Here is a 26,628-nt window from a genome sequence, read left to right as displayed (position 1 = left end):
TAAGCCGACCAAGTTCAGTATCGTATTGATGATGTTTTTCTCTATCCTTTAGGCTTTTCAGATGCATATCTGCTACTACAAAAAAGTCAACTTTTTTGTTTTGCCTGAGATTTTTCTTGATCGTTTTTACGGTCTGGTAATCAGAATTATTTTCAGCTTCTAGAACTTTTTTATTTGCTTCGGCAACTTTAGTAAGTAAAAAGTTATTAATGATATTCGCATTAGGATGAGATTTCCTAACGTATCTATTTTTCTTATCCCAATATTTTTCTTCAATATATTGACCAGTTCCTAAGTAAGAGCTTTTTCTATCTTTGGTAATTCTCACAGCGATTGGAAACTGACCTTCAGGATTCTTTTTTTTTCGGAGTACAGCCTTAACGGTTGCCATAATAAATGTTTTAGATTATAAAGATAAGAAAAACAGGTACAACATAGGTACAACATTTTTCGAATTTAATTGATGTTATTTGATTACAAATGCTATTAAAATTAATTTAAAATATTGAAAATCAGAACATTTTTGTATTATTGATATTGTGTGATAAAACACTCATAACCCGAAGGTCACTGGTTCGAGTCCAGTTCCCGCTACTAGAAAAAGACTTCAAATTTATTTGAAGTCTTTTTTTATATTATAATTATAAAAATTCAATTAATATTTTAGCTAATTGGTTTTTTCAGCATCCAGATATTACAAGAAGAATGTACTGAATTTACTCCTGATATATTCTACAACTTTCATTTTTAATTAAGTAAAACCTTTATTTTTATTTCAAAGTTACAAACATCTGCGTTGTGATAATAAGAAGGCAATTCTGAGGAATTTTCTAATTTTTTGATTCCAAAGAAATCTAAATTTTTTGTAATGATTAATCAATTTTTCATTTTATTTACAAGTATCCGTCCTTAAAATTGTTTTTGTTGAGCATTTGCAAGCTAGCTTTTTGTCACTTAATAACTTAAATTTTCGGTTTTCCTTGACTTTAATGGATATTAGTTTTTCATCAAATTCCTGCCATTGATTTTCGGGAAATTTTTCCTTTTGAAAATCTGTCGCTAATTTATATGATTTAAATATTTCAGGAATATCACGTGGTATACTGTCCATTATTTTCTTCTTCACTCAAAAATATCTTGTTTTATTCTATTTATTCATATAAAAGTTTGAAAACAGAAGGTTTTTATCAGATTTTTAGATTTTTTCCTTTGGATATACATATCGATAGCTCTGTCTCGAGGATTATTCATATTTCCGAAAAAAGTATGGCGACCTTATTTTGGACATCACTTTGAATTAAGTCAACATTAACGTCAAATAACTGTTTGATTGTTTGAGTATTAATAACTTCCGTTGGTTTACCTTTTTTTAATAGCTCGCCTCTATCCAGGGCTATGATATAATCGCAATAATTATAGGCAATCGACATATCGTGAATACTCATAATTATTGTAATAGGCAGCTTTTTAAGTCGTTTCAAAAGCTGAAGTTGATGCTTAATATCCATATGATTTGTGGGTTCATCCAAAATCAAACAACTAGGTTCCTGTGCCAAAGCACGAGCAATTACAACTCTTTGTTTTTCTCCTCCTGATAAGTCGGATATCTTTCTATCTAGATAATCATGCATGTTCATTATGCGTAAAGAATTTTCAACAATCTCATAATCCTCACTGTTTATTCTTTCGTACTTTTTTTTATGGGGATATCTTCCCATCATAACAAATTCCTTAACATAAAAATCCAAATCTGTTTTATTAAACTGTCCCACCACGGCAACCTGGCGGGCTAGTTCTTTATGGGATAAGGAAGTAATATTGTATTCATTGATATAGATTTTCCCTGAAGAGGGTTTAAGAATTTTATATAAACTTTTGATCAAAGTTGATTTACCACTTCCATTAGAGCCAATGATACCTACAAATTGTCCTGCCGAAACTTTAAAGGAAATATTTTTGAGAATCTCTTTTTTTTCAATTTCAACAGTAAGATTATCTATATAAATCATCATCGTATTATTTTCTTTTGATGAATATGAATAGAAAAACCGGGGCTCCTATTAACGAGGTGATAATGCCTATTGGAATTTCTTGATTGTTTAAAATACTGCGGGACAGTGTATCTACAAATAGCATAAATATGCTTCCACTTAAGAGTATTATCGGTAAAATATTACTGTTGGAAGTTTTACAGGCCATACGAACAGCATGGGGAACTATGAGCCCCACGAAACCTATAATACCACATTGTGAGACGATTACTCCCGTAAGAAAGGTAACAGCAAGAATGTATACGTTTCTTCTTTTTCTAACATTGACTCCTAGACTGGCAGCTGCTTCATCCCCTAAGCTGATCAAGTTCAGGGATCGGTACTGCGTTAAAAAGAAAACTATGGCTCCTAGTGTAGATATGGCTACCAAGAATACTTGAATCCAGGAAATATTGGAAAGGCTTCCCATAGTCCAAAAAGTAATATTTCTTATACTTTCAGCATCCTTGGCCAAATAAATCATCAAGTTGGTTAAAGCAACACATAATGAGTTGGCGATGACTCCTGACAAGATGATTCTTTCCGTTGTGGGATTACCTCTATAGTTTGATGTGAACGTAACTAATACCATTGTTGCCAAAGAGCCTAGAAAAGCAAATAGCGCAATAACAAAGTTGTTTCCGATGATGCTTCCTAGGGAAATGTTGAGAACGATGGCCAGCGAAGCACCTAAAGAAGCCCCTGATGATATTCCTAATACATAAGGGTCGGCAAGAGGGTTTTGAATAGTGGCCTGCATAATGTAACCGCATAAAGCGAGACCCGCTCCTGATAGTGTAGCAAAGAGTAATCTAGGTAACCGCAGATTTACAATTACGTCCGTTATCAAGTCATCACTGTTTATATTCCATATAGCGGTTACTATTTGTGTAAATGAAATGTTGATCTGTCCTATTCCCAACGTTCCTATAAGTGAGAATATCAGTATCATGATCAGTATGGATAGCGTACGGGTTCTTTTCATTTTTTAAGGAAATTGGATGTTGAGCTATAAATAGCTTCCATATCGGTAGTTCCCCTAATTGCCTGTGTATAATCTACTTCAATAACCTGTTTTTTTTTGATAGCTTTTACATGTCCGAGGTGTGGATTTTTGATTATTTCTTGGATGATGTTTTCATCTTTCCGTTTTCTAAATCGGGTAACTATTATTTTTTTCGGATTTAATTTTATAATCGTTTCCAATGGGAGGATAAAGTAATGGCTGCCAAGATTTATATATTCTCCACCACAGCTGGTAATAATCTCATCCAGCAAGCACATAGAAGGAGGGTAGTAGTAGAATTGATTCGGTATTCCCGTATAGGATAGGTGTAAGACTTTTTGAGTGGGAGGATGTTTTGTTTTGGTATATTTCTTTTCGATTTTTTTAAGGTGGGTAATAATGGCGTCTGACCTATGTTTTATATTTAAGGTTCTTCCTACCAGATCTAGATCTTTATAGTAATTATTAAGGTTTTTGTCTGAATTATAGTCATCTATAACACAGGTTTTGATACCTCTTTTGTTCCAAAACCTCTCATTACCTATCCGTTGCTGTTTAAAAGCAGATTCTAAAGCAATTATCAGATCTGGTTTAAGGGATAAAACACTTTCTTTATTCGGCCACCCTTTAGAGAGCACGGGCATACCTGGGTTTTGCTTTACTATTTCTTCATTATCTATATAGGCTACGCCTACTATTTTTTCTTGCACCCCTAAATCCAATAACATATCCAACGGATTTTGACCAAGCACCAAAATCTTGTCATATTTTTCGCTAATAGGCTTATCAACTTTAGGAGTACAAGCAATACTTATGAAGAGCAGCATTATGGGAGTTAATTTATAGTTCTTCATTTTGCTTGATAATTGGAAGTGCAACAAAAAAGGCAACCATGAGCAAAGCAACCACTACAAGCATTGCATATTGGAAGGAGGTTTCATGGTTGTAGGATTTCCGTAAGGAAAAAAAGATACTCCCAATAGCTGTTACGCCAATGGCTGACCCTATCTGTAAGGCACAATTAATTACTCCTGAAGCCAAACCCGAGAACTTGGAAGGAATTCCTTTTAAGGAAATACGAACTATTGAAGCCAGTGTTGTTCCCATACCTGCACCCGCTATAAACAACCCGGATGTAAATAATAAAGAGCTTGGGTTGGATATTGAAAGTATCAATACTAAAAAACCTAATGCGTAAAGTGCAATGCCAGTATTTAGTATATAGTCACCAATTCTTCTTACCACTAGAGGTGAGATCAACGAGAAAACTAGAAAACCTATTCCGAATGGAATCATTGTAGCACCCGTATGTTGAGCTGTCCAATTTTGTCCTTCTTGTAAATAAAGGGCTAATATCAAAAAAAAGACACCACTATTGTAGTAAAGGAAAGCCACAATACTTCCAAACGATAAGTTTTTATACTTAAATAAGGTTATATCTATAAGCGGTGATTTATTTTTTACCTTTATTGCTTTTTCATGTTTAATAAACCAGATTGAAAAAAGTATGCTGCTAACTAACATTGCTACTACAGAAAATGAAAAGCCGTTTTCTCCTAAAAGTGTAAGTGGATATACTATTAAGGTTAAAGAAAACGAAAGAAGAACCATTCCCAATACATCAATATATTCTTTAGATTGTTTTTCGCTCTTTGGTAAGAAAAAGATAGCTCCTACCCATGCTATTAACCCGATTGGTATATTAATCAAGAATATAATACGCCATCCTAAACTTCCTATATTATGGGCAATCAATATGCCGCCCAAGTATTGTCCTAAAACTGCCGCAATACCAAATACGAAACTATAGAGCGCCATTACCTTGGTCTTTTCTTTATCGCTAAAGGTTGTATGGATGATGGACAGTATCTGAGGAGCTAGTAAAGCTCCCGAAATACCTTGCATAATCCGCCCCGTAATAATGATGGAAGGGGAATATGCTAATCCACAGATAGCTGATGAAATGACAAAACCCATCAAACCAATTAAAAACAGGTGTTTTGTTCCAAACAAGTCACCTAATCTACCTCCTGTTATCTGAAAAACGGCATAAGCACATGTGTATAGAGAAATAATCATTTGTAAATGCCCCTCTGTAGTGTGCAATTCTTTTTGAATAGGAGTTAGAGCTAAATTGACGATATAAAAGTCTAAAGGAGATAATATTGCTGCTATTAATAGTATCGCTAACAGAAGTCCTTTTTGAAATGCTGTAGTTCTTTCCATGTTATGTTAAAAATTATAGGTAAGATTTAGCCTAATATTCCTTGGGGCTTCAGGCCTCCAGTAGTACCAACCACTGGAATGATGGGCACCATTGTAAAGACTTTTATTTAAAAGGTTATTTATATTCATGGCTATATGTACTTTTGGATTGCTCCAGGAAATAGCACCATCCATACGAAAGTAATCTGGTAAGTTTTCACCTTTAAAATCTCCATTCCACCAGGTTTTTCTATCAATCATATACATCATACCTGCAGAAACGCTAATTTTTTTAAAAATCCCGCTGGGAAACTGATAGTTTAACCATGTGTTTATGTTGTGTTTGGCATATCCAGGGAGGTAAGTACCCTTTTCGTATTGTGTGGTAGATTTTGTGATAACCGATTCGGTAAAAGCATAATTGGCTATGGCATTTAGGCCTGTTACGAGTTCTCCTTTTATATCAAATTCAATCCCTTGGGTTTTCGTCTGACCAAACTGTAACACATAGTTCTCTCCGCCAACATTATCCGGATCATCAGATACTTGATCGTTTTTTATAATCCTGTAAAGGGATAATGTCGTGTTCCACTTTTTATTGAACCAATCTTTTTTAGCCCCTAACTCAATATTGTTCCCCGTTAAAGGTTTTATTTCCCCCCTTTTTTTGAGTTTTCCTGTTTGGGGAATGAAGGATTGGTCATATAAAGCATAAAGGTTCGTGTTGTCAATAATCGCGTAGTTTATTCCAAGTCTAGGTGTTACTTTTTTATGTTCGGAAATAGCGCCATAGTTATTATTTTTTAGGTAGGTGTACCTACCAGCGATAGTGATGTTCAATTTTTCTTTTAAAAAAGAGACCCTATCCTGTAAATAAATAGAAGTAAGATGAGATTCTAGAAGAAAGTCAGTTCCCACTCGTTCCTTGATATTGATGCTCCTGTCAAATTTACCAACACCAAAGTAAGGTTTTTGATGGGCTACGTTGTTTATATTATAGGTGTCGATACTGTCCATTACATGATATTGATTAAAATCGGCCACATAACTTTTAGTATTGTAATCTACACCTCCTAGTATTTTATGTTTTAATTTTCCTGTTTTAAAACGACCATTTACATATGTCTGCCCAAAAGACATTTCGTTTTTAGCATCCCATATGTATCTAATTCTTTGTAAGTAACCTTCTTTATCAATATTATTTATCCAGATAAATGAACCTTTCTGGTCATAATCAAAATAGGATAATTGTGTAGTGATCTTCCAATCATCATTTATTCTATGCTCTAGACTAGCTGTGATGTTTTGGTCTTTTACAATAGTAGCTTCTATACCAGGATCGGATAGTGTTTGAGTTTTTGAAACTGTACCGTACCCTGTTTTGGAAAACAAGTAACTGGTTCCTAAATCAGGTAATTGGGCGTATTGTGCAATATATTCTAGCGTTAATGTAGTTTCTTCGTTAAGTTTGTATTGAATTACAGGGGCAAGGCTATATCTTTTGGTGTTTTCGTATTCTCTAAATGAATTCCTGTCTTGAATGGAAAGATTAAGTCTGTATAGAAGTGATCGATCTTTATTGAATACCCCATCCAGGTCTATAGATGCCCTGTATAGATCGTAGCTACCCATACCTAAAGAAACAGTACCCTTACTATATCCGGAAGGTCGTTTAGTTACAATGTTATACATGCCACTTGGCTCACCTCCAGAGAACATAAATCCTGCAGGTCCTTTTGCAAATTCAATACGGTCGACAAAACTTATATCTTCTGATAATAACCCGTATTTCCAAGTGGTATTCATACCGTTTCTCAAAGCTGAAGCTCTTGCTCCTCTCATGGTTATATAAGTATATAGGTCACCCCATTCTTCAATCCTACTTGCTCCACTCACGTTTCGAGCAACGGCATCGGACATAGTATATATTTGCTGGTCTGAGATAAGTTTTGTGTTTAAGACTTGGATGTTCTGCGGTATTATTTTTAAGGGCTCATCAATGCGTAAAGAGCTGGAAACCTGATTAGTTTTATAACCATTTTTTTGACCGACAATAACTACTTCATTAAGTATTAATGATTTGTCTGATAGGGTGTCGTTTTTAATGACTGCTTTGTTTTGCGCTCTCCCTATATAGGAGAGTATTAGCAGATTTGTTAATAGAATTTTATTAATCACTTTATAGTTATTTGTATTCATTCTAAATAATTTTTACTTTTGTGCAAAATTGTCCGTTATGGACTAAAGTTCGGGTACGCGAGTAGAAGGATTAATTACGCAAATGGAAGAAATATGAAATATAAAATGTCCATTGATAGTTCCATTTATCAGTTTGAAAACGGCAATGCCAACATTTCCGAAATTTATGAGAGAAAGGATATTTTATCTGACAATAATGGATTTGATATAGACTTGACGAATATTTTTTTAAAGGGAATCCATTTAAAATGGGGAATTTATCAGACCAAGCGTGTTAAAACCTATTCAGTTTCTCCTGAAAAAGAAACTATTGTGGCTCATTTTTGCCTGAGAGGTTCTTGTGTTAGCGAGCATAAAAGCTACCTGAATATAAATAGAGGCGAATGCATGTTATTTAAAGAAGATAAAGACGAGTACTTGTTTCATATGGATGTAGACGATGGAATTGGTGAATTCTTTGAAATTTCTTTTTGTCCCCAAATTTATGCTGATAATTATTCTGATAATAAGATTGTGGATAAAGTGCTTAATGGAAAAAAACTGTTTACCTCCATATCCAAAGATCCGATCATGCGAAAGATCATTACAGCAATGTACCAGCGAAAGGATAATTATTCGGGAAAATTAAAACAGGTATATCTTGAATCAAAAGTATCCGAATTATTATTGACGCAAATAGTCTGCCTTCATCAACAAAATAGAAACCATAAATCCCTAAAATTGAGCAGGAGGGATATCGATGCCATTTATCATGTGAATGAAATTATTAGTAAAGATTTTACACATAAAACGATACCCAGCCTTGCTTTATCTGTTGGAATAAATCAAACCAAATTAAAAACGGGTTTTAAAGAGATTTTTGGACAAAGTGTTTTTGAATATTTAGTGGATCAGCGAATGAATAAAGCTAAAGAATTGCTGATATCTACAGCTACTTCTGTTTCTGAAATAGCTAATATTATAGGTTATAATCATCCACAACATTTTATAACGGCATTTAAACGGCAGTTTGGGTGTACTCCAGGGGAATTTAGAAAATAACGCGAGGGATACTTCAAAGAATGGCATTAGCCTTGTCAGATATTTTTAAGGTGGCTGGTTTACTGTTTTTGTTCATCCTATTATTTAATATTGCCCGAGCCTTCAAAAAGCATGTGTGCCAAATAATGGATATTCATCATATTAGTTTTTAATTTCGTTCCAGTAATAACTGTCAGGATAGAGCCGCTCCCCAAAAATGGCCGTGCCGACCCGAACCATAGTTGCTCCTTCCGCTATGGCTATTTCAAGGTCACCGCTCATCCCCATGGAAAGTTCTTTCATTTCAACATTCGGAATCTTTAAACCTTGAATTTCTTGTTGCAGATTTTTTAGTTTTTGAAAACAAGGCCTGATTTTATCTTTCTGAGTACTGAATAATCCTATTGTCATTAGCCCTTTTATATGTATGTTTTTGTAGGTCGAAATCGCCATAACCAAATCTATAGCATTATCGGGATGTACGCCAAATTTGCTTTGTTCATTGGAGGTATTTACCTGAATGAATATTTCTATTTCTTTCTTTTCAAAAGTCAATCTTTGATGCAGTTTTTTCGCCAACCTTAAATTGTCTATAGATTGAATACAGGACACGTTATACCTTAACAATTCTTTGATTTTGTTGGTCTGTAAATGCCCTATAAAATGACTTTCGTGGGGAAAACTTTTTAAAACATCATGCTTTTCTTTGATTTCCTGTACCTTATTTTCTCCTATCAAGGTTTGCCCTGACTGAAGTGCAATCTTAATACGCTCGGCAGTAACGGTTTTAGTTGCCAAAAGCAGTTTTATCTCTTTAGGATTCCGATTGCTCTCTATACAGGCATTTTCTATTCTCTGCTGAATACAGTTTAGGTTGTTTAAAATATGATTGTTCACTCTAACTTGATTTTGTCTTTTTTTCCATTGCTTCTATCAATTTTGATTTTATAAGTGTATAGGTATAATCTTTGGCTTCGGCAAAAGAGATTTGATATTTTCGCTCAATGAGCTGCAATTCTTTAGGGAAGGGAGATAGTAATTGGTTGTAATATTTATCTAAAACTTCTTTTGTTGGCATTTCAAATTGAATACTTAACTGGAATCTTCTCAACAAGGCAACATCAATAATTTCAGGATGATTAGTAGCACATATCAGTAATGCATCAGTGGGATAATAATCGATCAGCTGAATAATGGTATTGACCAACCTTCTCATTTCACCTACATCTTTATCGGTACTTCCTCTAGATTTACCTATCTGGTCAAACTCATCTAAGAACAAGACAGCTTTCTCTCTTGAAGCTTTGTTAAAAACCTGCTTTATATTTTGTGATGTTTCACCTATACGCGAACAGACAACGTTACTTAAATTCAGTACCAAAATATTTTTATCTAATGCATTTGCTATTGCCTTTGCAGTAATGGTTTTGCCACAGCCGGAGTTTCCCTTAAGCAAAACTTTATTATTTGCAGACAAACCATACTTGTTAAGTTCGTCTACATATTTATGTTCTTTAATTAATTGTTGGATGCTTTTGCTGTTTTCTTTGTTGAGAAAAACATCATCTAAAGCTACACGATCTTTATTATGTATAACGAGGTCAATTACATTCATCTAGTAACTTTTAATTGTGGACGAAAATGGATTCGAGTCATTGTAAAAGGCATTGCATTCACTTAGCTGACCACTAGGCCATCTGAGAGTTTTTTATCGAAATCGAATAGAATGCTAAACAAGCTCTATAGCTTATTATTAGGAGCATTCTATCCGCACTATTCAGTTTAATTCTTGTTTCAGAGCCGTTAAAAGTAAACTGGCTTCCTCTTTTGTAGTATTCAATGCAGGGAGTAGTCTTATCACATTTTGTCCTGCTTCACCAGTTATAATATTATGATTTTTGATAAGTTGGTCACGCAATCCCTTATTATTATCGGCTAACTCAATCCCTATCATTAAACCTTTTCCCCGCACTTCTTTTATCTGCTTAAACTTCTTTAATTCCGTTTGGAGATAATCTCCAATAGTTAAAGCGTTTTCTAGTAAATTATCATTCTCAATAACTTCCAATACAGCCAAAGCAGCAGCACAAGCAAGTGGATTTCCTCCAAAAGTAGTCCCAAGCATCCCTGGTTTACTAACCAATTTGGGATGAATAACCAGTCCTCCGATCGGAAATCCATTACCCATTCCCTTTGCTACCGTATAAATATCAGCTTCAACTCCTGCATAATCGTGAGCAAAAAACTTACCGCTTCTGCCATATCCACATTGAACAGAGTCAGCAATAAAATAGGCTCCATATTGGTCACATAGTTGACGAATGCTATTTAGAAACTGAGGTTCCGAAGGATAAATACCACTTACTCCCTGAATACCCTCTACAATAACCGAAGAAATATCTTTTTTATGTTTCGAAAATGTATCTTTCAAGGTTTCTACATTGTTATGGGGCAAAAAAATCACATTTTCTGTTTGATTGACAGGAGTGGTTAAAGAAGGATTATCAGTTGCAGCTACGACTAATGAAGTTCTTCCGTGAAATGCTCCTGTGAAGGCGATAATTTTCTTTCTACCATTAGCGAACGACGCCAATTTAAGTGCATTTTCATTGGCTTCAGCCCCTGAATTACATAGAAATAACCTGTATTCTTCCTTACCACATATTTTTCCGAGGTTATGGGCCAATTCTTCCTGTAACGATAAATGAACACTGTTCGAATAAAATCCTAATTTGTTTAACTGTTTAGTTATCCTTTCAATATAGAGAGGATGGGAATGGCCGATAGATAATACGGCATGGCCACCAAACATGTCAAGGTATTTTTTACCATTGGTATCCCAAACAAATCTTCCATGGCCTTTGGCGATTTCTAAGTTTAACCTCTTATAAACATCAAATATTTCCATATTTATATCATTGTCTTAAACTAGGGATAAGCTTTCGCAGTCCTAAATATTATCTTTTATTTCCACCAATGATAATAGTTGTGCAAGCCATCGTACTCAAAACCACAACGGGGATATAGTTTATTTCCAATGTCGTTGGTTTTCTCAGTCTCCAACATAAGACCACAAGCACCTGTTTCCTCGCACCACTTCTTGCTTCGATTGATTAAGGCTATCGATAATCCTTTACCTCGGTAATTGGGATGAACAAACAAATCGCTTAACAACCATTGCTTCTTTAACTTGGTATAGTGGAATAATTTGTAGAGTTGTACAAATCCCACGGCCTTATCTTCAACTATCACAATAAAAATATCTGATTCGCTATTTAGAAAACGTTCTTTCAGAAATGCCTTTCCTTTTTCAACATCCGATTCCTGACGATAAAAAACACGGTAAAGATCAAATAATACCGCTGTTTCGTTCAAGTCTTCTAGACTTGCTTTTTTTATTTTGTAAGTCATTATAAATATAAATTATGGTTTAAGAGACAAAGTTATTTATAAATTGGACTACTTTTGTGATCCAGATTTAAGTTAATAAGTAGTCCAGGATGTTGCCCTTTGAACATATTATCATCATTGATAAAAAGCATAAAGTTCCTATTTATAGGCAAATTGCCTTTTCAATTATTAATGCAATCAGAAATGGTACTTTAAAGCCGGGAACACATCTTCCCGGTAGTCGTGTATTGTCCAAAACCTTAAATGTTCACCGTAAAACTGTTATTTCGGCCTATGATGAATTGGATACGCAAGACTGGATCACCAAAATTCCAAGAAAGCATGTTTTGGTATCACAATGCATCCCATTGATAAAACCTCAAGAAAGGAACTCTTCGGCTAATTTGAAATCTTACGAAAATGACTTCGATCTTCCATTTAGGCGGATAGAAAAAACAATAGATAAAGTTGGTATCCCTAAGATTATAATTGATGATGGACACCCGGATGTCAGACTATCACCAATTGATGAATTATTGAAAGTCTACCGTTCCTATACTTCGAGAAACTATGCCATTAAAAAAGCCCAAATAGGAGCGGAACAAGGTACACTGTGGTTAAGAGAAGAGATGGTTAAATATTTATCTGAAACAAGAGGTTTAAATATTTATTCAGACAATATTTTGATTACGCACGGTGCGCAAATGAGTATTTATCTTTCTTCTCAACTGCTTTTAAATGAAAAATCGAATATTATTGTAGGAATCCCTAATTATACACTCGCAAATAGATCCTTTTCAGAAGCAGGAGCAAAACTTATTGAAGTAGCCGTAGACGAAAATGGAATTGATACGGCTATAATAGAAACTATTTGTAAGAAGAAAAATATTAGTGCTGTGTATGTCATTCCGCATCATCATTATCCAACAACGGTAACGCTAAGTGTGGAAAGAAGGATGAAATTATTAGAGTTATCTAACAAATATAAATTCGCTATAATAGAGGATGATTATGACTATGATTATCACTATACCAGCTCACCCTATTTGCCCTTAGCTAGTGGTAGTCATAACGGAAATGTGATTTATATAGGTTCTTTTTCAAAGATACTGGACCCTTCGTTACGTATAGGTTATATGGTTGCTCCTCAAAATTTTATAAGGCAATGTTCTGCTCTAAGAGAAGTTATAGATGTTGGTGGTGATGGATATATGCAAAATGCTTTGGCTACCTTAATTAAAGATGGAGAGCTAAAAAGACATATAAGAAAAGCAAAAAAAACTTATCGTTTACGCAGAGATTTCCTAGATAATTTGTTGAAAGAAAAATTAAGTAAATATATATCTTATACGATCCCATCAGGAGGAATGGCTATCTGGATAAAACTTAATCCAAAATATTCAGTTCGTCAATTGATAAAGTCATCACAATTGAAAATTTTAAAAACCGATTTGAGAAATAATGCCTTCCGATTTGGATTCGCCTCCATGAATGAACAGGAGCTGGAGTCAACTGTTGAAATTCTGAAAACTATTTTGCAGGAATAGCCTTTTAAAAAAGGATAAAGTTGTGATTGATAATTCAATAGCAAGATTAAACATTGGCTGATTCCAAGTTTCTATATCAATCTAACTATTGTTCTTCTATGGAAAATGACTATAAGAAATTGTAAGATAAACATAGATTTAATATTTTACCCAAATCAGGCAGGATAATAGGTCTCAAAAGCATTTAGAACATTTATTATACCAAACAGTAGAAAGGGAAATTGCTGGGATAATTCTTTTGCAGAGTCTTTCTTTATAACTTTAAAAGTAGAACTTATTTATTGATGATGATTTTAAAATACTGAAGGCTTCCTATTTTTCATACAGTTTAAAAATCAACTATTTTTAAGTTATGAAGAAAAGCAGCTTTACAGAAGCACAAATAATTGCAATGCTTCAACAGTACGAATCGGGAATAAAGGTTACCGACATTTGCCGAGACAAAGGAATTACCACCGCAACCTTTTACGGCTGGAAGCGTAAGTATGTTGATATTGATGCTCAACAATTTAAGGAGCTTAAATAGCGTAAGCAAGAGAATTAGTGTCTAAAGCAGATGCATGCTGATTTGATCCTCGACCACCGTATCCTCAAAATATTATTGAAAAAAAGGCTTTAAATGGAACCGGAAACGGGTTCTTCGAGTGTATAGGCTTCTAGGTCTACAACTGAGAAGGAAGAGTAAAAGCACTCGTATTAAAACTTCCCTAAATCAACCCCAGGCACCAAGACAGGTATTGAGTGCAGATTTTATAAGTGATGGCTTAATTACAGGAAGAAAGTTTAGGGTATTTAACCTTATTTATGATTATAATAGAGAGGTACTATGTACCACTCCAGCATTATCAATACCTGCCCTACGTGCAGAGGAATACCTAAAGCAGGCCATAGAGATCTATGGAAAACCTTTGCAAATACGAGTTGATAATGGACCGGAATTTATTTCGAAAATATTTATGTCCTATTGCGAAACTGAAGGGATTGAGGTCAATTATATTTAAACTAGCAAACCATCTCAAAATGGTTACATTGAAAGGTTGAATAAAACGTTTATAGAAGAGATGTTGGATGCTTATATCTTTCGAAATTTAGAAGAAGTACAACAGATAACTGAAGACTTCAGGGAAGATTACAACAAATATCATCCACATAAATCGATGGGAAGAAAAGCCCCAATCAGATCTATAAAGAATTTTCATTGGGTCTAGACCTAATGAAAAAGAAGAATTGTGTAATTTAGAACTGTCTGAAAACGGGGAAGTCTTCACGATTTTATAAAAGGAAACTTAATTAAAGGATATACAAAAGTGTATTTTAACAATACATTATGGAAAAATTTTAAAACAATTAATAGCTAATTTCAACAAATAGAAAATACTCTTTTAAGCTTCTTTAAAACAAAGAATCAACTATTATTTGTTAATTTTGCAAATTATTTAATTCATCAGACACTCCTAATGAATGAGATAGTAGAAATTAAGTTTTTCAAAAATATGCGTATTAATACCATTAATTACAGTGTAGTAAAAAGCTCTCCATAGTCACACATTATACTTTTTTTGAATATCAACTAGTAAAATGATTAATTGATTTACATATTGTGTTTTGAGAAGAGTAAATAGAAAAATAGTTAAAATCCCATAATTTCACTTTAAAAATATGAAAAAAGAATCCTTGAATGTTTCTTTGATCGTTGGTGGTGCATTTCTAATGGAAAATATAGATAGTACTGCAATTACAACTGCTCTAAAGCAAATGTCTGTCGATTTTGAGGTTGATCCTATTACAATGAGTATGGGAATCACTTCTTATGTAATTATGTTAGCTGTCTTTATTCCTATCAGTGGTTGGATTGCCGATCGATATGGAACTAAAACTGTTTTTAGTAGTGCTATGGCGGGCTTTATTATAAGTTCGGTATTATGCGGATTATCACAGTCGCTTCCATTTTTTATAGGTGCTCGAATTTTTCAAGGAATTTCAGGTGCCATGATGGTTCCAGTAGGTAGATTAGCGGTTTTACATAATACCGAAAAGAAAGATTTGGTGACCGCTATCGCGTACATTACCTGGCCGGGGTTGGCAGGACCAATTATTGGACCTTTTTTAGGCGGTTTTTTTACCACTTATTTAAGCTGGCACTGGATCTTTTTTGTAAATGTACCTATAGGGATTTTATGCATATTATTGGCCTTAAAATATATTCCAAATAAAGAAATTCAAAGCAAAAGACCTCTTGACTGGATAGGTTTCTTACTTAGTGGAACAGGATTACTTGTCTTGATGATCGGAATCGAATTAAGTACAGAAAAGGACGCCGATTTTTTACTTTCAATTATGTTTATCGTTGGCGCGTTAATTGTCTTGGTCATTTCCGTTTGGCATTCTTTTAAAGTGAAATATCCCATCATAAACTATTCGGTTTTAAAGATAAGAACGTTCAGAATACCAATAATGTCAGGGACAGTAAACAAGATAATGATTAATTCAGCTCCTTATTTATTGCCCTTGTTTTTTCAAATTAGTTTTGGTTTAAATGCTTTTGATGCAGGTCTTCTATATATGTCAAGTATGGTTGGCAATTTAGTGATGAAGCCTGCTACCATTTGGATTACCAGAAAATATAATTTCCAAAAAGTTTTAACCATTAATGGATTTTTACTCGCTACTGCCGTTTTTGCTCAAAGTTTTTTAGATCCTAAAGTGCCCTACGGATTAATTATTGCTTTATTATTCGTTTCAGGTTTAACGAGATCGATGCAGTTCAGTAGTTTGAATACCCTAGCATATAGTGATGTAGATCCTGAGCAAATGAGTAATGCCAATACATTATATAGCACAATGCAAAAACTGTCTATAGCTTTAGGGATTGCCCTAGGTGCGGCAAGCTTACATGTTTCCACTACTTATCATGGTAATGGAATTAAATATCAAATTGAAGATTTTCAATTAGCACTTACCATAACCGCTGTTGTAGGATACTTAGCAATTATTCAGTATTTTAATCTTAAAAGGGATGATGGTTTAAGTATTCGAATAAAATAAAATTAAGTACATTCCGCTTAGTGCAGGGAAAAATTGAATTAATTGCAAGTAGCGAAGTTCTAAACATCGTATTATCTCCAAAATGGAATTTTATTGCTTGAACCTAAGCTATATAATCCTTATGCGGATACAATGCGATTATTTAAAAAATGTAAAATCTTAAAGAGTATTCCTATAATCGGTCGATGTTTGTGAGGTAAATTAGAGAGAAATGGAGCATTAAAATTACAATAATGAAAACTCCTGAAGAATATAGAATTGATTAATTGATTTTCTAAAAATTTGAAGGAAGAAAATATTATATGCAATTTTTGCAAAAGCAATGTCAAAGCCCATATTAATCCTTTTTAATGCTTTTTCAAAGGGCTTTAATTAATGAATGATGAAACTAATATTTTCAAAAACTATAACTGTAAAATTCCAATTAAAAATCAACCAACTTTTTAAAGAAATTTCCAATTTCTTATCGGTACTTCACGCAGGCACTGACTAAATCAGGTTGGTTTCATCTCTTTTGACTTCTTAATTCAACAATAAGTTGACCATTTTTCCTTTTATTCACAACACAAATCAATAGCTTTGTCATATGTAAATCACGTCAACTTTACCAATTTCAGTCACACCATATCTAAATTTCTAGGTTTCAAAAAACAGTGATGTTTTTATCTAATTTGGATTGTATTTTTTTGACTGTCCGTAATTAGTAATAATTGATATTTTCATGATTAAGTACTACTTTTTTTATCTGTAGTAAAACAAATCAATTCTGCAGCGCTGGGCATGGAGGATGGCCTAGCGCAGTGGTTGACATCCGCAGGATAAGGAATTTGGTATAGTTTTATCCATTTTTGGGGGATTGAGTGAATTTTCGCAGAAAATTTATATCGCAATATCCCCAAACTGAAACTTCTTTACTAACATTTTAGGCAGTCCTGCAATTTTCTTAAATCTAATTCAGGTACTTACACCTTCCAGCCATTTGATTGTTGTTGGATATCCCACATTTTTCGATAAATACCATTCTTATTCAATAGTTGGGCGTGTGTTCCCCTTTCAGCAATTTCTCCATTCTCCAGGACTAATATATTATCGGCACGCATAATGGTTGCCAGTTTATGGGCAATGACCACCACCGTTTTAGATTTAACCAACTCTTGAATGGCTTTCTGAATAAAAATTTCATTTTCCGGATCCAAACTTGCCGTGGCTTCATCCAATAACACGATAGGAGCATCTTTGAGCAGTGCCCTAGCAATACTTATGCGTTGTTTTTGACCACCCGAAAGTTTGTTCCCTCCTTCACCCACTCTTGTATGCAGATCTTCGGAAAGTTCCCAGGCAAAACTCAGCACTTGGGCTTTTTCAGCAGCATCAATAATCTCCGATTCTGTAGCTTTAGGATTTCCTATTTTTATATTGTTGTAAATACTATCATCAAACAAGTACACCTCCTGAAATACTTCACTGATCAATTCGTAAAACTGTTCTTGAGGAATATCTTTGATGGGAACTCCTCCAATCTCTATTTTTCCTGAATTCACATCCCAAAAGCGAGCAATAAGCGCAGCAATGGTCGATTTTCCCGAACCGGAATGTCCGACCAAAGCAAGCATTGATTTTTCGGGGATGTGAAAATTAAGCCCGTGCACTGTAGGTTTATTTTGGTAACCAAAGCTTACTTCCTTAAATCCAATATCAAATTTCTGCGGGAGTTCAGCCGTTCCAGATGCCATGGTAGGAGCATCTAGCATTTCAATGATCCGTTTCAGGCTTTCATTCATATAACGCAGTGATAAATAATCAACCATTACCACTTTTAGCGGATTGTAAAGATGATAACCTAAAATTAAAAAGCTAATCAGCACCGGTATAGTAATCGTATTATCATTTAAATAATACAAACCCAATGCCACCATGGCTAGGAATGTGATTTCAAACACAATAAAAGCAGTTACTATAAAAGGACCGGGTACGGCTTCCATCTTAATGCTTTTTTCACAAAGGTCTTTTAGGTTTTGTTCCAATCCGGTATGTTTTTTTCCAATTAGGGCATACGATTTTAAGTGCCGTATCCCTTGTACATATTCCAGAAAATTAGCGCCCACGGTATTTCGTGCGGCAATCTGTTTGTTTCCTAAACGACTTACCAAGTAGTTTGCTGCAATTAAAAAAAGATAGGTTATGGGAAGAGCTGCTAAGAGGCACAGAGCAAGTCTCCAATCGTAAATAAATAAAAAAACGGAAAGCACGGTTGTTCCAAAAATAGCTGATGCCAGATTACCCACACTATGCCCGAAAATACCTTCAAAATTAGCTACATCTTGCAAAACGATTGAGGCTACCTCTCCCGGATTCTTTTGTTTGAAATAGCCAAGCGAAAATTTGCGTAAACGGTTTCCTAAGTTAATCCGCAACTGGGTGGATAAGCCATACACCCAACTATTGGTTTGCAACATTGATTTTGCGGCAATAAAAAATTGCAAAATCAACATTACGGCCATTACCCCTACTACCGTCCAAATTTTAGTGGTATTGGGATGCGCTGAAAATAATTCCCACACAATAACGAGTAATATTCCTGAAGGTGCAGCAACAAAAATGCTGTGTAAAATTTCCCAAAAAAGTACCTTAAGCGTAGCTTTGGGATTTAGTTTACAAATGCGGTTTAAATTTTTGATCATAACTTTTTTAATTAATAGGAAGTTTGAATAGTTTTTTTCTAAAAAAAATAAGGAGTAGGATAAAGAATATTAGGTACGAAACGTTAAACCCCGCGGCAGCTAACCAGTCTTTAAAAGTTGAAGCCGGTAAAATCGATTTGATGGGGATTTGATAGATCGTAAGAAAAACCGGGCTAATAAGACCTACCCATCTGGAAAGTGTTGTTTTTCCTAGGAATATTAACACCGAAAATAGAAACCACCCCAATAGTAATACGACAATGGCTGTTCCCCAAGTGATGTACAACATTTGCATGAATCCGGCAGCAGTTTCAAGCAGATAAGGATGGGCAGCAACAGGACTGTTATAAATGGACTTAAAAATTTCACCGGTATAAAATAAAACCCCATGGCCTAAGGGCATCAAGAGTACACTTAGCACCAGAATAAAATAAGTAACCCAAGCATACCATTTGGACTGATCTTTTACATACTGATAGGCCAACCAAACCCCCGGCAGAAATAAAATAGCCGTCATTGATGCGATCAGTGCGCCAAACATTAATCGTTGGGTAGAACCTTCTAGCATTAATACTGCAAACTCCACATCAACTTGATCTGCATACGTTTCAGAAAAAAGAGGGTATTTTTCTGGTATGATCTCAAAGCCGGCAATCGCAATATCCCCAATCACCCAACATACAGAGGCAATAATAGCTGAAATAAAAGACCATTTTATTTTTGTTTGATAGTTCATCTTATCGTCTTTAAGCGTTTTTTATTTTTTTTACAAGAAATTTGGCATCTTCTTGAATGCCATATACCAATCCTGATTTTTTCTTTCTTAACCATGGAAAACCAATACAGTATAAACGCTCCGTATTCATTATTCCATTGTTATGCACCGGGCTTCCTGTATCGTTTAAAAGGGCTGACTCTAAATAAGAAAAATCATATCCAAATCCTGTTGCCCAAATAATGGAGGTGATTTCTGCCTGTTTGATACTAATTTCCTTTATTTCAGAAGCCGAGGAATAGTTTGCATCTGGGAAATCTGCTTTATCTTTTTCCGTGACCTCTGTATTCAGTTCAGGATGTTTAATAAGGAATCCATCAATATTTTCTTTAATCGCCTGCGAAGCATCATCAGCAAAACGAATATTCTCTTTTGCGTTATCTGAAAAATAAAAGGTTGCGTTATCAATACCTTTGAACGAACCTAAAATAGCAACTCCTACTTGATGTAAGGATTGATAACTAATCGTATGTCCAAAAACACCCACTCCTGAACTTTGTGGTTGTTTAGTCTGTACTTGTTGGGTTGATTTTACGTCTTGCGTCAAGGTATCTTGAATTCCCATGATGTCCAACCATTCCATAATGTCCCTACCTCTATAACGTCTAGGAGCGCGGGGTACTTTACTGCTAGCCAAATACACTTTTTTTCCCGACAATGCGAGTTCTTCCGCTATCTGGCAGCCCGACTGTCCGCCGCCTACTACCAGCGTTCTTCCTTTAGGTAATTGGTTCGGGTTTTTATAGGTGGCAGCGTGTAGCTGTACAATATTATCGGGAATTTTTTGTGCTAGTTTAGGAAATTTAGGTTTGTTCATTATTCCTGAAGCGATTACCACAAAATCGGCTTTTATCTCAAGCCTTTTTCCTTTATTCGCAGCAAGGATGGTAAAGGAATCCGTTTGTTTTTTAAGCTGAAGAACTTGGTGTTCTTCTACTATGGGTAATTTAAATTTTTGAACATAGGCTTTTAGGTAAGCGACAAATTCATTTTTGGTCATAAACTGCTGGCTTATCGCTTTGGTTAATGGCATTTCGGGGAGTGCGGTCATCCAGTTTGGGGTGTTCATTTTAAATGAATCCCAACGTTGGGAAACCCAAGAAGAACCAATTACATTTTTTTCCAGTACAATATGGTTAATGCCCGATTTTTGGAGGTAATAACTTGTGGCTAATCCCGCTTGTCCTGCACCAATAATGGCGACTTTATAATTAATTTTTTTACTTGTCATTTTTATGGTTTAGTATTCTTCTTTTTCTTGATGTCTTGCTGTTATAGATTTATCTTCCGTCATTCCTGCTTTCCAATACGAATAGGCGTATAAATCTTCTCGTTGCCAGCCTTTTTCTTTGCGTAGATAATTGCGAATTTCCTTTACAGAAGAAAATTCTGCAGCGACATAACCAAAATGTGGAACTGGAGGTAGATTCTGTTCTTTTACTACGTCTGCCAGTCGACTCCCTTTTTGTGGATGTTTATTGTGCAACCAAATGAAATGAGCATTTGCATTTGTTTTCAATGGCAGTTCATCTTCAGGTCCTTGAATTTCAATGATACAGGTGGCTTTGGCTGTTTTTGGGAGATCTTCTAAAATGGCTGCTAGTACGGGCAGGCCTGTGGCATCTCCTATGAGCAGATAATTTTCAGCTTTTGGGTAAAGTTCGGTTTTACCATCCCGCATTAACACACCCAGCAGGTCACCAGGTTGCGCATGTATAGCCCAGGCAGAAGCCGGACCTTCTTCCCCGTGTGCTATAAAATCAATCCAAATTTCATTGTTTTTAAGGTCTATACCGCGGTGGGTATAAGTTCTCACAATTGGTCGTATATCCTCAGGTTGCGGTTTCCACTGCATCTTTTTATCATCAAATTCCGGAAAATGAATTCGATTACTTCCCTTGGGTGGAATAAGTATTTTATTATTGACCCCAATTGTGGTATTTTCAAACAAAGGGACTTTCTCCCCGGTAAGAAATACGCGTATATAGTGAGGGCTCAGATATTCTTTCCTCTTGACTTTAAGTTCTGCCTGAATTGTTTTCATGTTTTGTATGCTCATGTTGTGCTTTTTTATTGGATGACAAAGTCTTTTGCCCTGTTGTGTGCATCCCACATTCGTTTGTAGAGTGCACTGTTTTTCAGTAAATCCTCATGTTTGCCTTTACTTACAATTTTACCTTTATCAAACACCAGAATTTGATCAGCGTTGGTAATAGAGCTTAAACGGTGAGCGATAACCAAAACTGTTTTGTTTTTAATCAACGTACTAAAGGCTTTTTGAATCTGATATTCACTTTCAGGATCGGCAAAGGCGGTGGCTTCATCCAAAATAAGGATAGGTGCGTCTTTAAGTATCGCCCGGGCCAGTTGAATTCTTTGCTGTTCGCCCCCGCTCAGATGAATGCCTGCTTGCCCAAAGGGTGTATCATATCCATTGGGAAGACTGGTGATGAGTTGGTGAATTTGTGCTGCTTTTGCTGCATTTTCGACTTCTTCAGCCGTTTTATCCATCCCCATTTTTATATTTTCATAGATACTTTGTTGAAACATAAAACTGTCCTGAAATACAAAGGATACCAGTTCCATCAACTGTGCGGTAGGATACTCTTTGATATTTATGTTACCAATCGAAATGGCCCCTTTATTCACTTCCCAAAACCTGCAAATCAGCTGCCCAACTGTACTTTTTCCGGCACCGGAGGGTCCAACCAGAGCTGTAATACTACCCTCAGCAACGCTAAAATTGATTTCGTCCAGTACTAGCTGGTCTGATTGGTACGCAAACGAAACCCCTTTAAACTGAATTTCATAGTTTTCGGGCTGTTGCTTCTCGTTTTTTTCTACTAAAACATCTTGATCCAACAAGTCATCTATTTGTTCTACTCCCCTATTAATGATGGAAAGTTGTATGCCCATATTGTTGATCGCAAAAAGAGGTTTGATATAACCCGTACCTAAAATTAGAAAAAGAAGCAGGGTAGCTAAAGAGATTCCGTTTTGAAAATAAAAGTATAAGCCCAACGCCAACACCGGTAACAGCGCATTACTGGTAAAACTCATAAAAATAGAAAATGCGGGTGTACTGCTTTTAATCCATTGCTGCACAAATCCATAAAAGCGCTTTACGGTATGACCGTATTTTTCAAAGTTTTCAGCAGATTGTCCAAAAATTTTCATCACCGGCAGCGCTCGCACATATTCTACAATACCCGCATTCATATCCTCCAATGATTGATGGTAATTTTGAATGAGTTTTTCATTTTTATTGCCATACATTTTTGGGAGTAAAACAGCCAAAACAAGTAAGGGCACTGCACTTATAGCAGCCAAGCGCCAGTCTTGTGAAAAAAGGTAGCCAATTGTCAGTAACGGTAGGGCTACTCCTTTAACAAAATCAGGAATTTGATGCGCAATGAAATTTTCAATACGTTCTACATCATCTGACAGCACTTTTTTGAGTGCACCGGAGTTTTTATTATTCAGGTAGCCCATTGGAAGTTTGCCCACCTTCTCAATAATGTATTTTCTTAATTGATATAAAATGCGGTAAGCGGCAATATGAGAGAGAATACCCGAAATATAGAGGATAACCATACTGATAATTGCGGCTATAACCGCTTGAACAATGTACTGTTGGGTCAAGCCAAAATCCACCTCTACTTGTGTTAGCTCCTTAATGATATAAAATATCAACACGTAGGGTACTAAACTTAAAATGGCGTGTAGCACGGCAAGTACACCGGAAACGATAAGGAGGTTTTTACGCCTTCCGGCAATTTCTAAAAGCCGGAAAATGCCCTTTTTTTTATCTCTTTTACTCATTATGTAAGGTTATTATTAAGAATAATTCTAAATAATCATAACTTTGGACAAAATTATTGGCAATCCATTTATGGAGTGTTGGTAAAAAGGAGTAAAACCTCCGCAAAAAGGAATAACTCAATTAAAACACGTATAGAATGCACATCAGTTTATATGCGGGAGATTTTAAAATCAATCTTTTTGAGAGTGCTTTGCCATTTAGCGGAGAGCATGGAATTCGTGAAAATCAAACGACTTTTAAAAGCGAATTTGGTGAAGGCTATTATAAAGAAATTGCTTTTGAAGGGGTGCATATTGGGTTTGGTAATGTATCGCTTAAGGATCAAGTGAAACTTTTTTTTGAAAGTGACCTGGAAACGGTAGAAATGCACTTTGCTCTGAAGGGGAAAAGTAACGTAAGTGCATCCAGTTTTAAAAATAATGTACGTTTTCAAGACCATCAACATAACATTGTATACGCCAAAGGCATTTGCGGAGAAATGATTTGGGAAAGTAAAGCATTACAGCTTTGTGAAATTAACCTTAGTCCTTCTTTTTTTAATAAATTTATACCGGACGACAACAGGTTATTTGAAAAATTCAGAACCAGCATAGAAAAAGGCCATTCCAACTTACTTACAGAACAACATTATCACATTAATCACCAAATGTATGAAATCATTGATGGAATAATGAACTGCCAGCGTCAGGGAATTTTTAAGAAAATGTATTTGGAAGCAAAAGTAATTGAACTCTTATTGCTGCAATTGGAACAAATTTCTGAACCGAATTCTTGCCCTACTTCCCTCAAAAAAAAGGACATTGATAAAATGTATGAGGTGAGGGATTTTATGTTGAATAATATAAGTGAAAACTCTTCACTACTGGAATTGGCACACCTTGTTGGCACTAATGATTTTACCCTGAAAAAAGGATTTAAAGAAGTATTTGGCACTACAGTATTTGGGTTTTGGAAAGAGGCTAAAATGGAACAAGCAAAGGAGTTAATTACGCAACAAGGAAAAAGCGTTCAGGAAGTTGCCGAAGCTTTAGGTTATAACAATGCCCGACACTTTTCTACAGCATTTAAAAAAATATATGGCGTTTCCCCAAGTTCTTTTAAAGCTTAATGGAGTTATGCATTAGCTCGATGGTATTCCAAGAGGAAAGTATCCTGGTGATTCTACATAAAATTCACCATACTATCTAGTTAATCATTCATAATAGTATGCTGAAAATTATACCAACATTTTCAGCATCCAGATGTTACAGGAAGAATGTCCTGAATTTCCTAAACGTTCATCCAAGCTTTTAAACCCCAGTTTTGTGTACCAGGAAACCGCATTGGAGAATTCGGGCAAGCTTTCCAGGTAAAGTTCCCGGTACCCAAATTGCACGGCAGAAGCCAGAGAAGCCTCCATCAATTTTTTGCCTAAACCTTTTCCACGGGCTTCTTTACCGATGTAGAATTTAACCAGTTCGGCACAGCCTTCAGGTAAGCCTTCGGTAGGATATACGCCGCAACAACCTACGATTTCACCTTGATCTTCAGCTACCCAAAGTTCAGCTTTTTCTATTCCGAAGCATTCATAAAGGCTATTCGTGGCCGCATCAGAATATACCGTTCCTTCTTTTGGGGCATGATATTCTTCGAACACGCTCTTAATCAAGTTGGCCACTGCTTTATTGTCGGTTCTTTTTATTTGTCTAATTTCCATGAGTGTAGTTTTAATTTCATATGATTATGCGGTATGCCTACCTCTGTAAAGGTTTCGCCATAGATGGTGAAACCTGCTTTTTTATAAAAGTCGACCGCATATTGTCGGGAATGACAATGAATCTCTTTTAAGGATTTACTTTTGGCAAAAGTGATGATTTCCTTAAGCAATAACTGACCTACACCTTTTCCCTGAACATCGGGATCTACTGCCATTTGTATCAATTGCGCCAAGGTTTTATGTTCTTTGGAAGGAACCAGCACCGCACAACCAATCACGTTGTCATTCTCTAGTGCTACAAAATGCCAAGAGCGCTCGTCGTGCATCTCCCAGGAATGATCGGGAATCCCTAGGGGACGTAGCAATACTTTATTGCGAAGCTCACGCATCTCCTGATAATACGGAGAATGGGTATTTATATTTTTTACACGGATCATAGCTGAATTTTAGTATAAGATGTTGTATATTACTTGACAAAAGCAAATATAATTAAAAATACTTGATATAAGCAAGTAAATTTTATGAAAGAGATTGAAATTATACATAGCATTCGAAAATTCAACCGTAATTATGTAAGAAGTATTGGCTTGTTAGAAAAAAGTTTCTTAAACACTGGGTATTCGCTTACCGAGTCTCATATTTTGTATATCGTTAAAGAACAAGGCAATACCACCGCTACCGAAATTAATAGGGTATTGAATTTAGATGAAGGTTATTTAAGCCGAATTATCAAAAAACTGATTTCAAATTCGATATTAACCAAAGAAAAATCAAAAGCCGATAAGCGTGTTTTTAAAATTAGTTTAACCGAAAAAGGCATTGAAGAGCAACAAAAGCTCGATGATTTATCTTCCGATTCTGTTGCGGGTATCATTTCACATTTATCCCTTCCACAACAGGAAGAATTGGCCCATTCGTTCGAGCGAGTTATGGATTTGTTATATAAAAGTACTTAGATAGATATCTAAAGAGAATCTATCGGTTACTAAACTGCTCATATTTTAAAACTACCAATAGAATTATGATAAAGTGACTATTGAATCTGCGTACTAGCAATTTCTTTTTTATTAACACTAAGTATTACATTAAGATCAAATTTTGTTAAGTGATAATTAATATTTTAGAAATAGTATTTTTGTTAAGTTGTTGATAATTAGTAAGCTATTAATTGTGACCTATTTCAATTTTTAATCGTTAAGTAGTTTTCTTTT

The 26,628-nt window shown here is 35.2% G+C and carries 25 protein-coding genes and 1 pseudogene; 8 read left to right on the top strand and 18 right to left on the bottom strand.

What is annotated here, in order from left to right; genetic code table 11:
- The 7 genes from ACN0WI_RS07590 to ACN0WI_RS07560 all read right to left on the bottom strand — a co-directional run.
- Positions 1–391, bottom strand: a 391-nt coding sequence (locus tag ACN0WI_RS07590; protein WP_417886056.1) for an Arm DNA-binding domain-containing protein, incomplete at its 3' end; no start/stop codon positions are given.
- A 498-nt stretch (positions 392–889) separates the two neighbouring features.
- Positions 890–1,126, bottom strand: a complete 237-nt coding sequence (locus ACN0WI_RS07585) for a hypothetical protein (protein WP_417886055.1) — start codon at positions 1,124–1,126, stop codon at positions 890–892.
- Between the two features lie 121 nt (positions 1,127–1,247).
- Positions 1,248–2,012 carry an ABC transporter ATP-binding protein gene (locus ACN0WI_RS07580; protein WP_417886054.1) on the bottom strand — a complete coding sequence of 255 codons (765 nt, stop codon included), beginning with the start codon at positions 2,010–2,012 and terminating at the stop codon, positions 1,248–1,250.
- 4 nt (positions 2,013–2,016) lie between these two features.
- Entirely contained in the window at positions 2,017–3,015 is a 999-nt protein-coding gene (locus ACN0WI_RS07575; protein WP_417886053.1) for a FecCD family ABC transporter permease, read from the bottom strand.
- Entirely contained in the window at positions 3,012–3,890 is an 879-nt protein-coding gene (locus ACN0WI_RS07570; protein WP_417886052.1) for an ABC transporter substrate-binding protein, read from the bottom strand. The genes ACN0WI_RS07575 and ACN0WI_RS07570 overlap by 4 nt, the downstream gene beginning before the upstream one ends.
- Complete coding sequence (locus tag ACN0WI_RS07565) at positions 3,877–5,262, bottom strand: MFS transporter (RefSeq protein ID WP_417886051.1); 1,386 nt, start codon at positions 5,260–5,262, stop codon at positions 3,877–3,879. Before ACN0WI_RS07565 ends, ACN0WI_RS07570 begins: the two co-directional genes overlap by 14 nt.
- Positions 5,263–5,268: 6 nt before the next feature.
- Positions 5,269–7,440, bottom strand: a complete 2,172-nt coding sequence (locus ACN0WI_RS07560) for a TonB-dependent siderophore receptor (RefSeq protein ID WP_417886050.1) — start codon at positions 7,438–7,440, stop codon at positions 5,269–5,271.
- A 93-nt stretch (positions 7,441–7,533) separates the two neighbouring features.
- Here ACN0WI_RS07560 and ACN0WI_RS07555 point away from each other — a divergent pair, with 93 nt between their 5' ends.
- Positions 7,534–8,481: a helix-turn-helix domain-containing protein gene (locus ACN0WI_RS07555; RefSeq protein ID WP_417886049.1), complete on the top strand. Its 948-nt coding sequence runs from the start codon at positions 7,534–7,536 to the stop codon at positions 8,479–8,481.
- Positions 8,482–8,622: 141 nt separating this feature from the next.
- On the opposite strand, the gene ACN0WI_RS07550 is transcribed toward ACN0WI_RS07555, so the two are convergent.
- The 4 genes from ACN0WI_RS07550 to ACN0WI_RS07535 all read right to left on the bottom strand — a co-directional run bounded on the left by ACN0WI_RS07550 (position 8,623) and on the right by ACN0WI_RS07535 (position 11,871).
- Positions 8,623–9,357 (bottom strand): YggS family pyridoxal phosphate-dependent enzyme, encoded by a 735-nt coding sequence (locus tag ACN0WI_RS07550; protein WP_417886048.1) that lies wholly within the window; start codon positions 9,355–9,357, stop codon positions 8,623–8,625.
- Position 9,358: 1 nt separating this feature from the next.
- Positions 9,359–10,075 carry an AAA family ATPase gene (locus tag ACN0WI_RS07545; protein WP_417886047.1) on the bottom strand — a complete coding sequence of 239 codons (717 nt, stop codon included), beginning with the start codon at positions 10,073–10,075 and terminating at the stop codon, positions 9,359–9,361.
- 162 nt (positions 10,076–10,237) lie between these two features.
- Positions 10,238–11,368, bottom strand: a complete 1,131-nt coding sequence (locus ACN0WI_RS07540) for an aspartate aminotransferase family protein (protein WP_417886046.1) — start codon at positions 11,366–11,368, stop codon at positions 10,238–10,240.
- A 56-nt stretch (positions 11,369–11,424) separates the two neighbouring features.
- Positions 11,425–11,871 (bottom strand): GNAT family N-acetyltransferase, encoded by a 447-nt coding sequence (locus ACN0WI_RS07535; protein WP_417886045.1) that lies wholly within the window; start codon positions 11,869–11,871, stop codon positions 11,425–11,427.
- A gap of 89 nt (positions 11,872–11,960) precedes the next feature.
- On the opposite strand from ACN0WI_RS07535, the gene ACN0WI_RS07530 reads away from it, so the two are divergent.
- The 5 genes and pseudogenes from ACN0WI_RS07530 to ACN0WI_RS07510 all read left to right on the top strand — a co-directional run bounded on the left by ACN0WI_RS07530 (position 11,961) and on the right by ACN0WI_RS07510 (position 16,442).
- Entirely contained in the window at positions 11,961–13,397 is a 1,437-nt protein-coding gene (locus tag ACN0WI_RS07530) for a PLP-dependent aminotransferase family protein (RefSeq protein ID WP_417886044.1), read from the top strand.
- A gap of 352 nt (positions 13,398–13,749) precedes the next feature.
- Positions 13,750–13,923 (top strand): transposase, encoded by a 174-nt coding sequence (locus tag ACN0WI_RS07525; RefSeq protein ID WP_417886043.1) that lies wholly within the window; start codon positions 13,750–13,752, stop codon positions 13,921–13,923.
- Between the two features lie 118 nt (positions 13,924–14,041).
- Entirely contained in the window at positions 14,042–14,398 is a 357-nt protein-coding gene (locus ACN0WI_RS07520; RefSeq protein WP_417886042.1) for a DDE-type integrase/transposase/recombinase, read from the top strand.
- 18 nt (positions 14,399–14,416) lie between these two features.
- Positions 14,417–14,605 (top strand): annotated as a pseudogene (locus tag ACN0WI_RS07515) (integrase core domain-containing protein); the annotation flags it as partial.
- A gap of 451 nt (positions 14,606–15,056) precedes the next feature.
- Positions 15,057–16,442: a DHA2 family efflux MFS transporter permease subunit gene (locus ACN0WI_RS07510; protein ID WP_417886041.1), complete on the top strand. Its 1,386-nt coding sequence runs from the start codon at positions 15,057–15,059 to the stop codon at positions 16,440–16,442.
- 962 nt (positions 16,443–17,404) lie between these two features.
- Here ACN0WI_RS07510 and ACN0WI_RS07505 read toward each other — a convergent pair.
- The 5 genes from ACN0WI_RS07505 to ACN0WI_RS07485 are packed head-to-tail and all read right to left on the bottom strand — an operon-like array spanning position 17,405 to position 23,720.
- Positions 17,405–19,123 (bottom strand): ABC transporter ATP-binding protein, encoded by a 1,719-nt coding sequence (locus ACN0WI_RS07505; RefSeq protein WP_417886040.1) that lies wholly within the window; start codon positions 19,121–19,123, stop codon positions 17,405–17,407.
- Positions 19,124–19,130: 7 nt separating this feature from the next.
- Positions 19,131–19,859, bottom strand: coding sequence for a DUF6796 family protein (locus ACN0WI_RS07500; RefSeq protein WP_417886039.1), 729 nt, complete (start codon positions 19,857–19,859; stop codon positions 19,131–19,133).
- A gap of 10 nt (positions 19,860–19,869) precedes the next feature.
- Positions 19,870–21,129 carry an NAD(P)-binding domain-containing protein gene (locus ACN0WI_RS07495; protein ID WP_417886038.1) on the bottom strand — a complete coding sequence of 420 codons (1,260 nt, stop codon included), beginning with the start codon at positions 21,127–21,129 and terminating at the stop codon, positions 19,870–19,872.
- 9 nt (positions 21,130–21,138) lie between these two features.
- Entirely contained in the window at positions 21,139–21,957 is an 819-nt protein-coding gene (locus tag ACN0WI_RS07490; RefSeq protein ID WP_417886037.1) for a siderophore-interacting protein, read from the bottom strand.
- A gap of 11 nt (positions 21,958–21,968) precedes the next feature.
- Positions 21,969–23,720: an ABC transporter ATP-binding protein gene (locus tag ACN0WI_RS07485; protein WP_417886036.1), complete on the bottom strand. Its 1,752-nt coding sequence runs from the start codon at positions 23,718–23,720 to the stop codon at positions 21,969–21,971.
- A gap of 137 nt (positions 23,721–23,857) precedes the next feature.
- On the opposite strand from ACN0WI_RS07485, the gene ACN0WI_RS07480 reads away from it, so the two are divergent.
- The gene (locus ACN0WI_RS07480) at positions 23,858–24,829 is read left to right on the top strand and encodes a helix-turn-helix domain-containing protein (RefSeq protein ID WP_417886035.1); all 972 of its coding nucleotides are present in this window, start codon (positions 23,858–23,860) and stop codon (positions 24,827–24,829) included.
- 108 nt (positions 24,830–24,937) lie between these two features.
- Here ACN0WI_RS07480 and ACN0WI_RS07475 read toward each other — a convergent pair whose 3' ends face one another.
- Positions 24,938–25,417: a GNAT family N-acetyltransferase gene (locus ACN0WI_RS07475; protein ID WP_417886034.1), complete on the bottom strand. Its 480-nt coding sequence runs from the start codon at positions 25,415–25,417 to the stop codon at positions 24,938–24,940.
- Positions 25,399–25,854, bottom strand: a complete 456-nt coding sequence (locus ACN0WI_RS07470) for a GNAT family N-acetyltransferase (protein ID WP_417886033.1) — start codon at positions 25,852–25,854, stop codon at positions 25,399–25,401. Before ACN0WI_RS07470 ends, ACN0WI_RS07475 begins: the two co-directional genes overlap by 19 nt.
- A gap of 84 nt (positions 25,855–25,938) precedes the next feature.
- On the opposite strand from ACN0WI_RS07470, the gene ACN0WI_RS07465 reads away from it, so the two are divergent.
- A complete protein-coding gene (locus tag ACN0WI_RS07465; RefSeq protein ID WP_417886032.1) occupies positions 25,939–26,373 on the top strand; it encodes a MarR family winged helix-turn-helix transcriptional regulator in 435 nt (144 codons plus the stop codon).
- The last annotated feature ends 255 nt before the right edge of the window (positions 26,374–26,628 follow it).

Source organism: Zunongwangia sp., assembly GCF_048269745.1.
Taxonomy (GTDB): domain Bacteria; phylum Bacteroidota; class Bacteroidia; order Flavobacteriales; family Flavobacteriaceae; genus Zunongwangia.
Note: the sequence above shows the minus strand (reverse complement) of the source record. Positions and strands in the feature narration are given on the sequence as shown.

Coding starts and splice junctions, on each gene's coding strand:
- ACN0WI_RS07575 (WP_417886053.1), bottom strand. CDS start 3,015: ATGAAAAGAACCCGTACGCTATCCATACTGATCATGATACTGATATTC.
- ACN0WI_RS07480 (WP_417886035.1), top strand. CDS start 23,858: ATGCACATCAGTTTATATGCGGGAGATTTTAAAATCAATCTTTTTGAG.
- ACN0WI_RS07525 (WP_417886043.1), top strand. CDS start 13,750: ATGAAGAAAAGCAGCTTTACAGAAGCACAAATAATTGCAATGCTTCAA.
- ACN0WI_RS07545 (WP_417886047.1), bottom strand. CDS start 10,075: ATGAATGTAATTGACCTCGTTATACATAATAAAGATCGTGTAGCTTTA.
- ACN0WI_RS07565 (WP_417886051.1), bottom strand. CDS start 5,262: ATGGAAAGAACTACAGCATTTCAAAAAGGACTTCTGTTAGCGATACTA.
- ACN0WI_RS07465 (WP_417886032.1), top strand. CDS start 25,939: ATGAAAGAGATTGAAATTATACATAGCATTCGAAAATTCAACCGTAAT.
- ACN0WI_RS07530 (WP_417886044.1), top strand. CDS start 11,961: ATGTTGCCCTTTGAACATATTATCATCATTGATAAAAAGCATAAAGTT.
- ACN0WI_RS07470 (WP_417886033.1), bottom strand. CDS start 25,854: ATGATCCGTGTAAAAAATATAAATACCCATTCTCCGTATTATCAGGAG.
- ACN0WI_RS07540 (WP_417886046.1), bottom strand. CDS start 11,368: ATGGAAATATTTGATGTTTATAAGAGGTTAAACTTAGAAATCGCCAAA.
- ACN0WI_RS07560 (WP_417886050.1), bottom strand. CDS start 7,440: ATGAATACAAATAACTATAAAGTGATTAATAAAATTCTATTAACAAAT.
- ACN0WI_RS07580 (WP_417886054.1), bottom strand. CDS start 2,012: ATGATGATTTATATAGATAATCTTACTGTTGAAATTGAAAAAAAAGAG.
- ACN0WI_RS07495 (WP_417886038.1), bottom strand. CDS start 21,129: ATGACAAGTAAAAAAATTAATTATAAAGTCGCCATTATTGGTGCAGGA.
- ACN0WI_RS07500 (WP_417886039.1), bottom strand. CDS start 19,859: ATGAACTATCAAACAAAAATAAAATGGTCTTTTATTTCAGCTATTATT.
- ACN0WI_RS07490 (WP_417886037.1), bottom strand. CDS start 21,957: ATGAGCATACAAAACATGAAAACAATTCAGGCAGAACTTAAAGTCAAG.
- ACN0WI_RS07505 (WP_417886040.1), bottom strand. CDS start 19,123: ATGATCAAAAATTTAAACCGCATTTGTAAACTAAATCCCAAAGCTACG.
- ACN0WI_RS07475 (WP_417886034.1), bottom strand. CDS start 25,417: ATGGAAATTAGACAAATAAAAAGAACCGACAATAAAGCAGTGGCCAAC.
- ACN0WI_RS07570 (WP_417886052.1), bottom strand. CDS start 3,890: ATGAAGAACTATAAATTAACTCCCATAATGCTGCTCTTCATAAGTATT.
- ACN0WI_RS07510 (WP_417886041.1), top strand. CDS start 15,057: ATGAAAAAAGAATCCTTGAATGTTTCTTTGATCGTTGGTGGTGCATTT.
- ACN0WI_RS07535 (WP_417886045.1), bottom strand. CDS start 11,871: ATGACTTACAAAATAAAAAAAGCAAGTCTAGAAGACTTGAACGAAACA.
- ACN0WI_RS07555 (WP_417886049.1), top strand. CDS start 7,534: ATGAAATATAAAATGTCCATTGATAGTTCCATTTATCAGTTTGAAAAC.
- ACN0WI_RS07485 (WP_417886036.1), bottom strand. CDS start 23,720: ATGAGTAAAAGAGATAAAAAAAAGGGCATTTTCCGGCTTTTAGAAATT.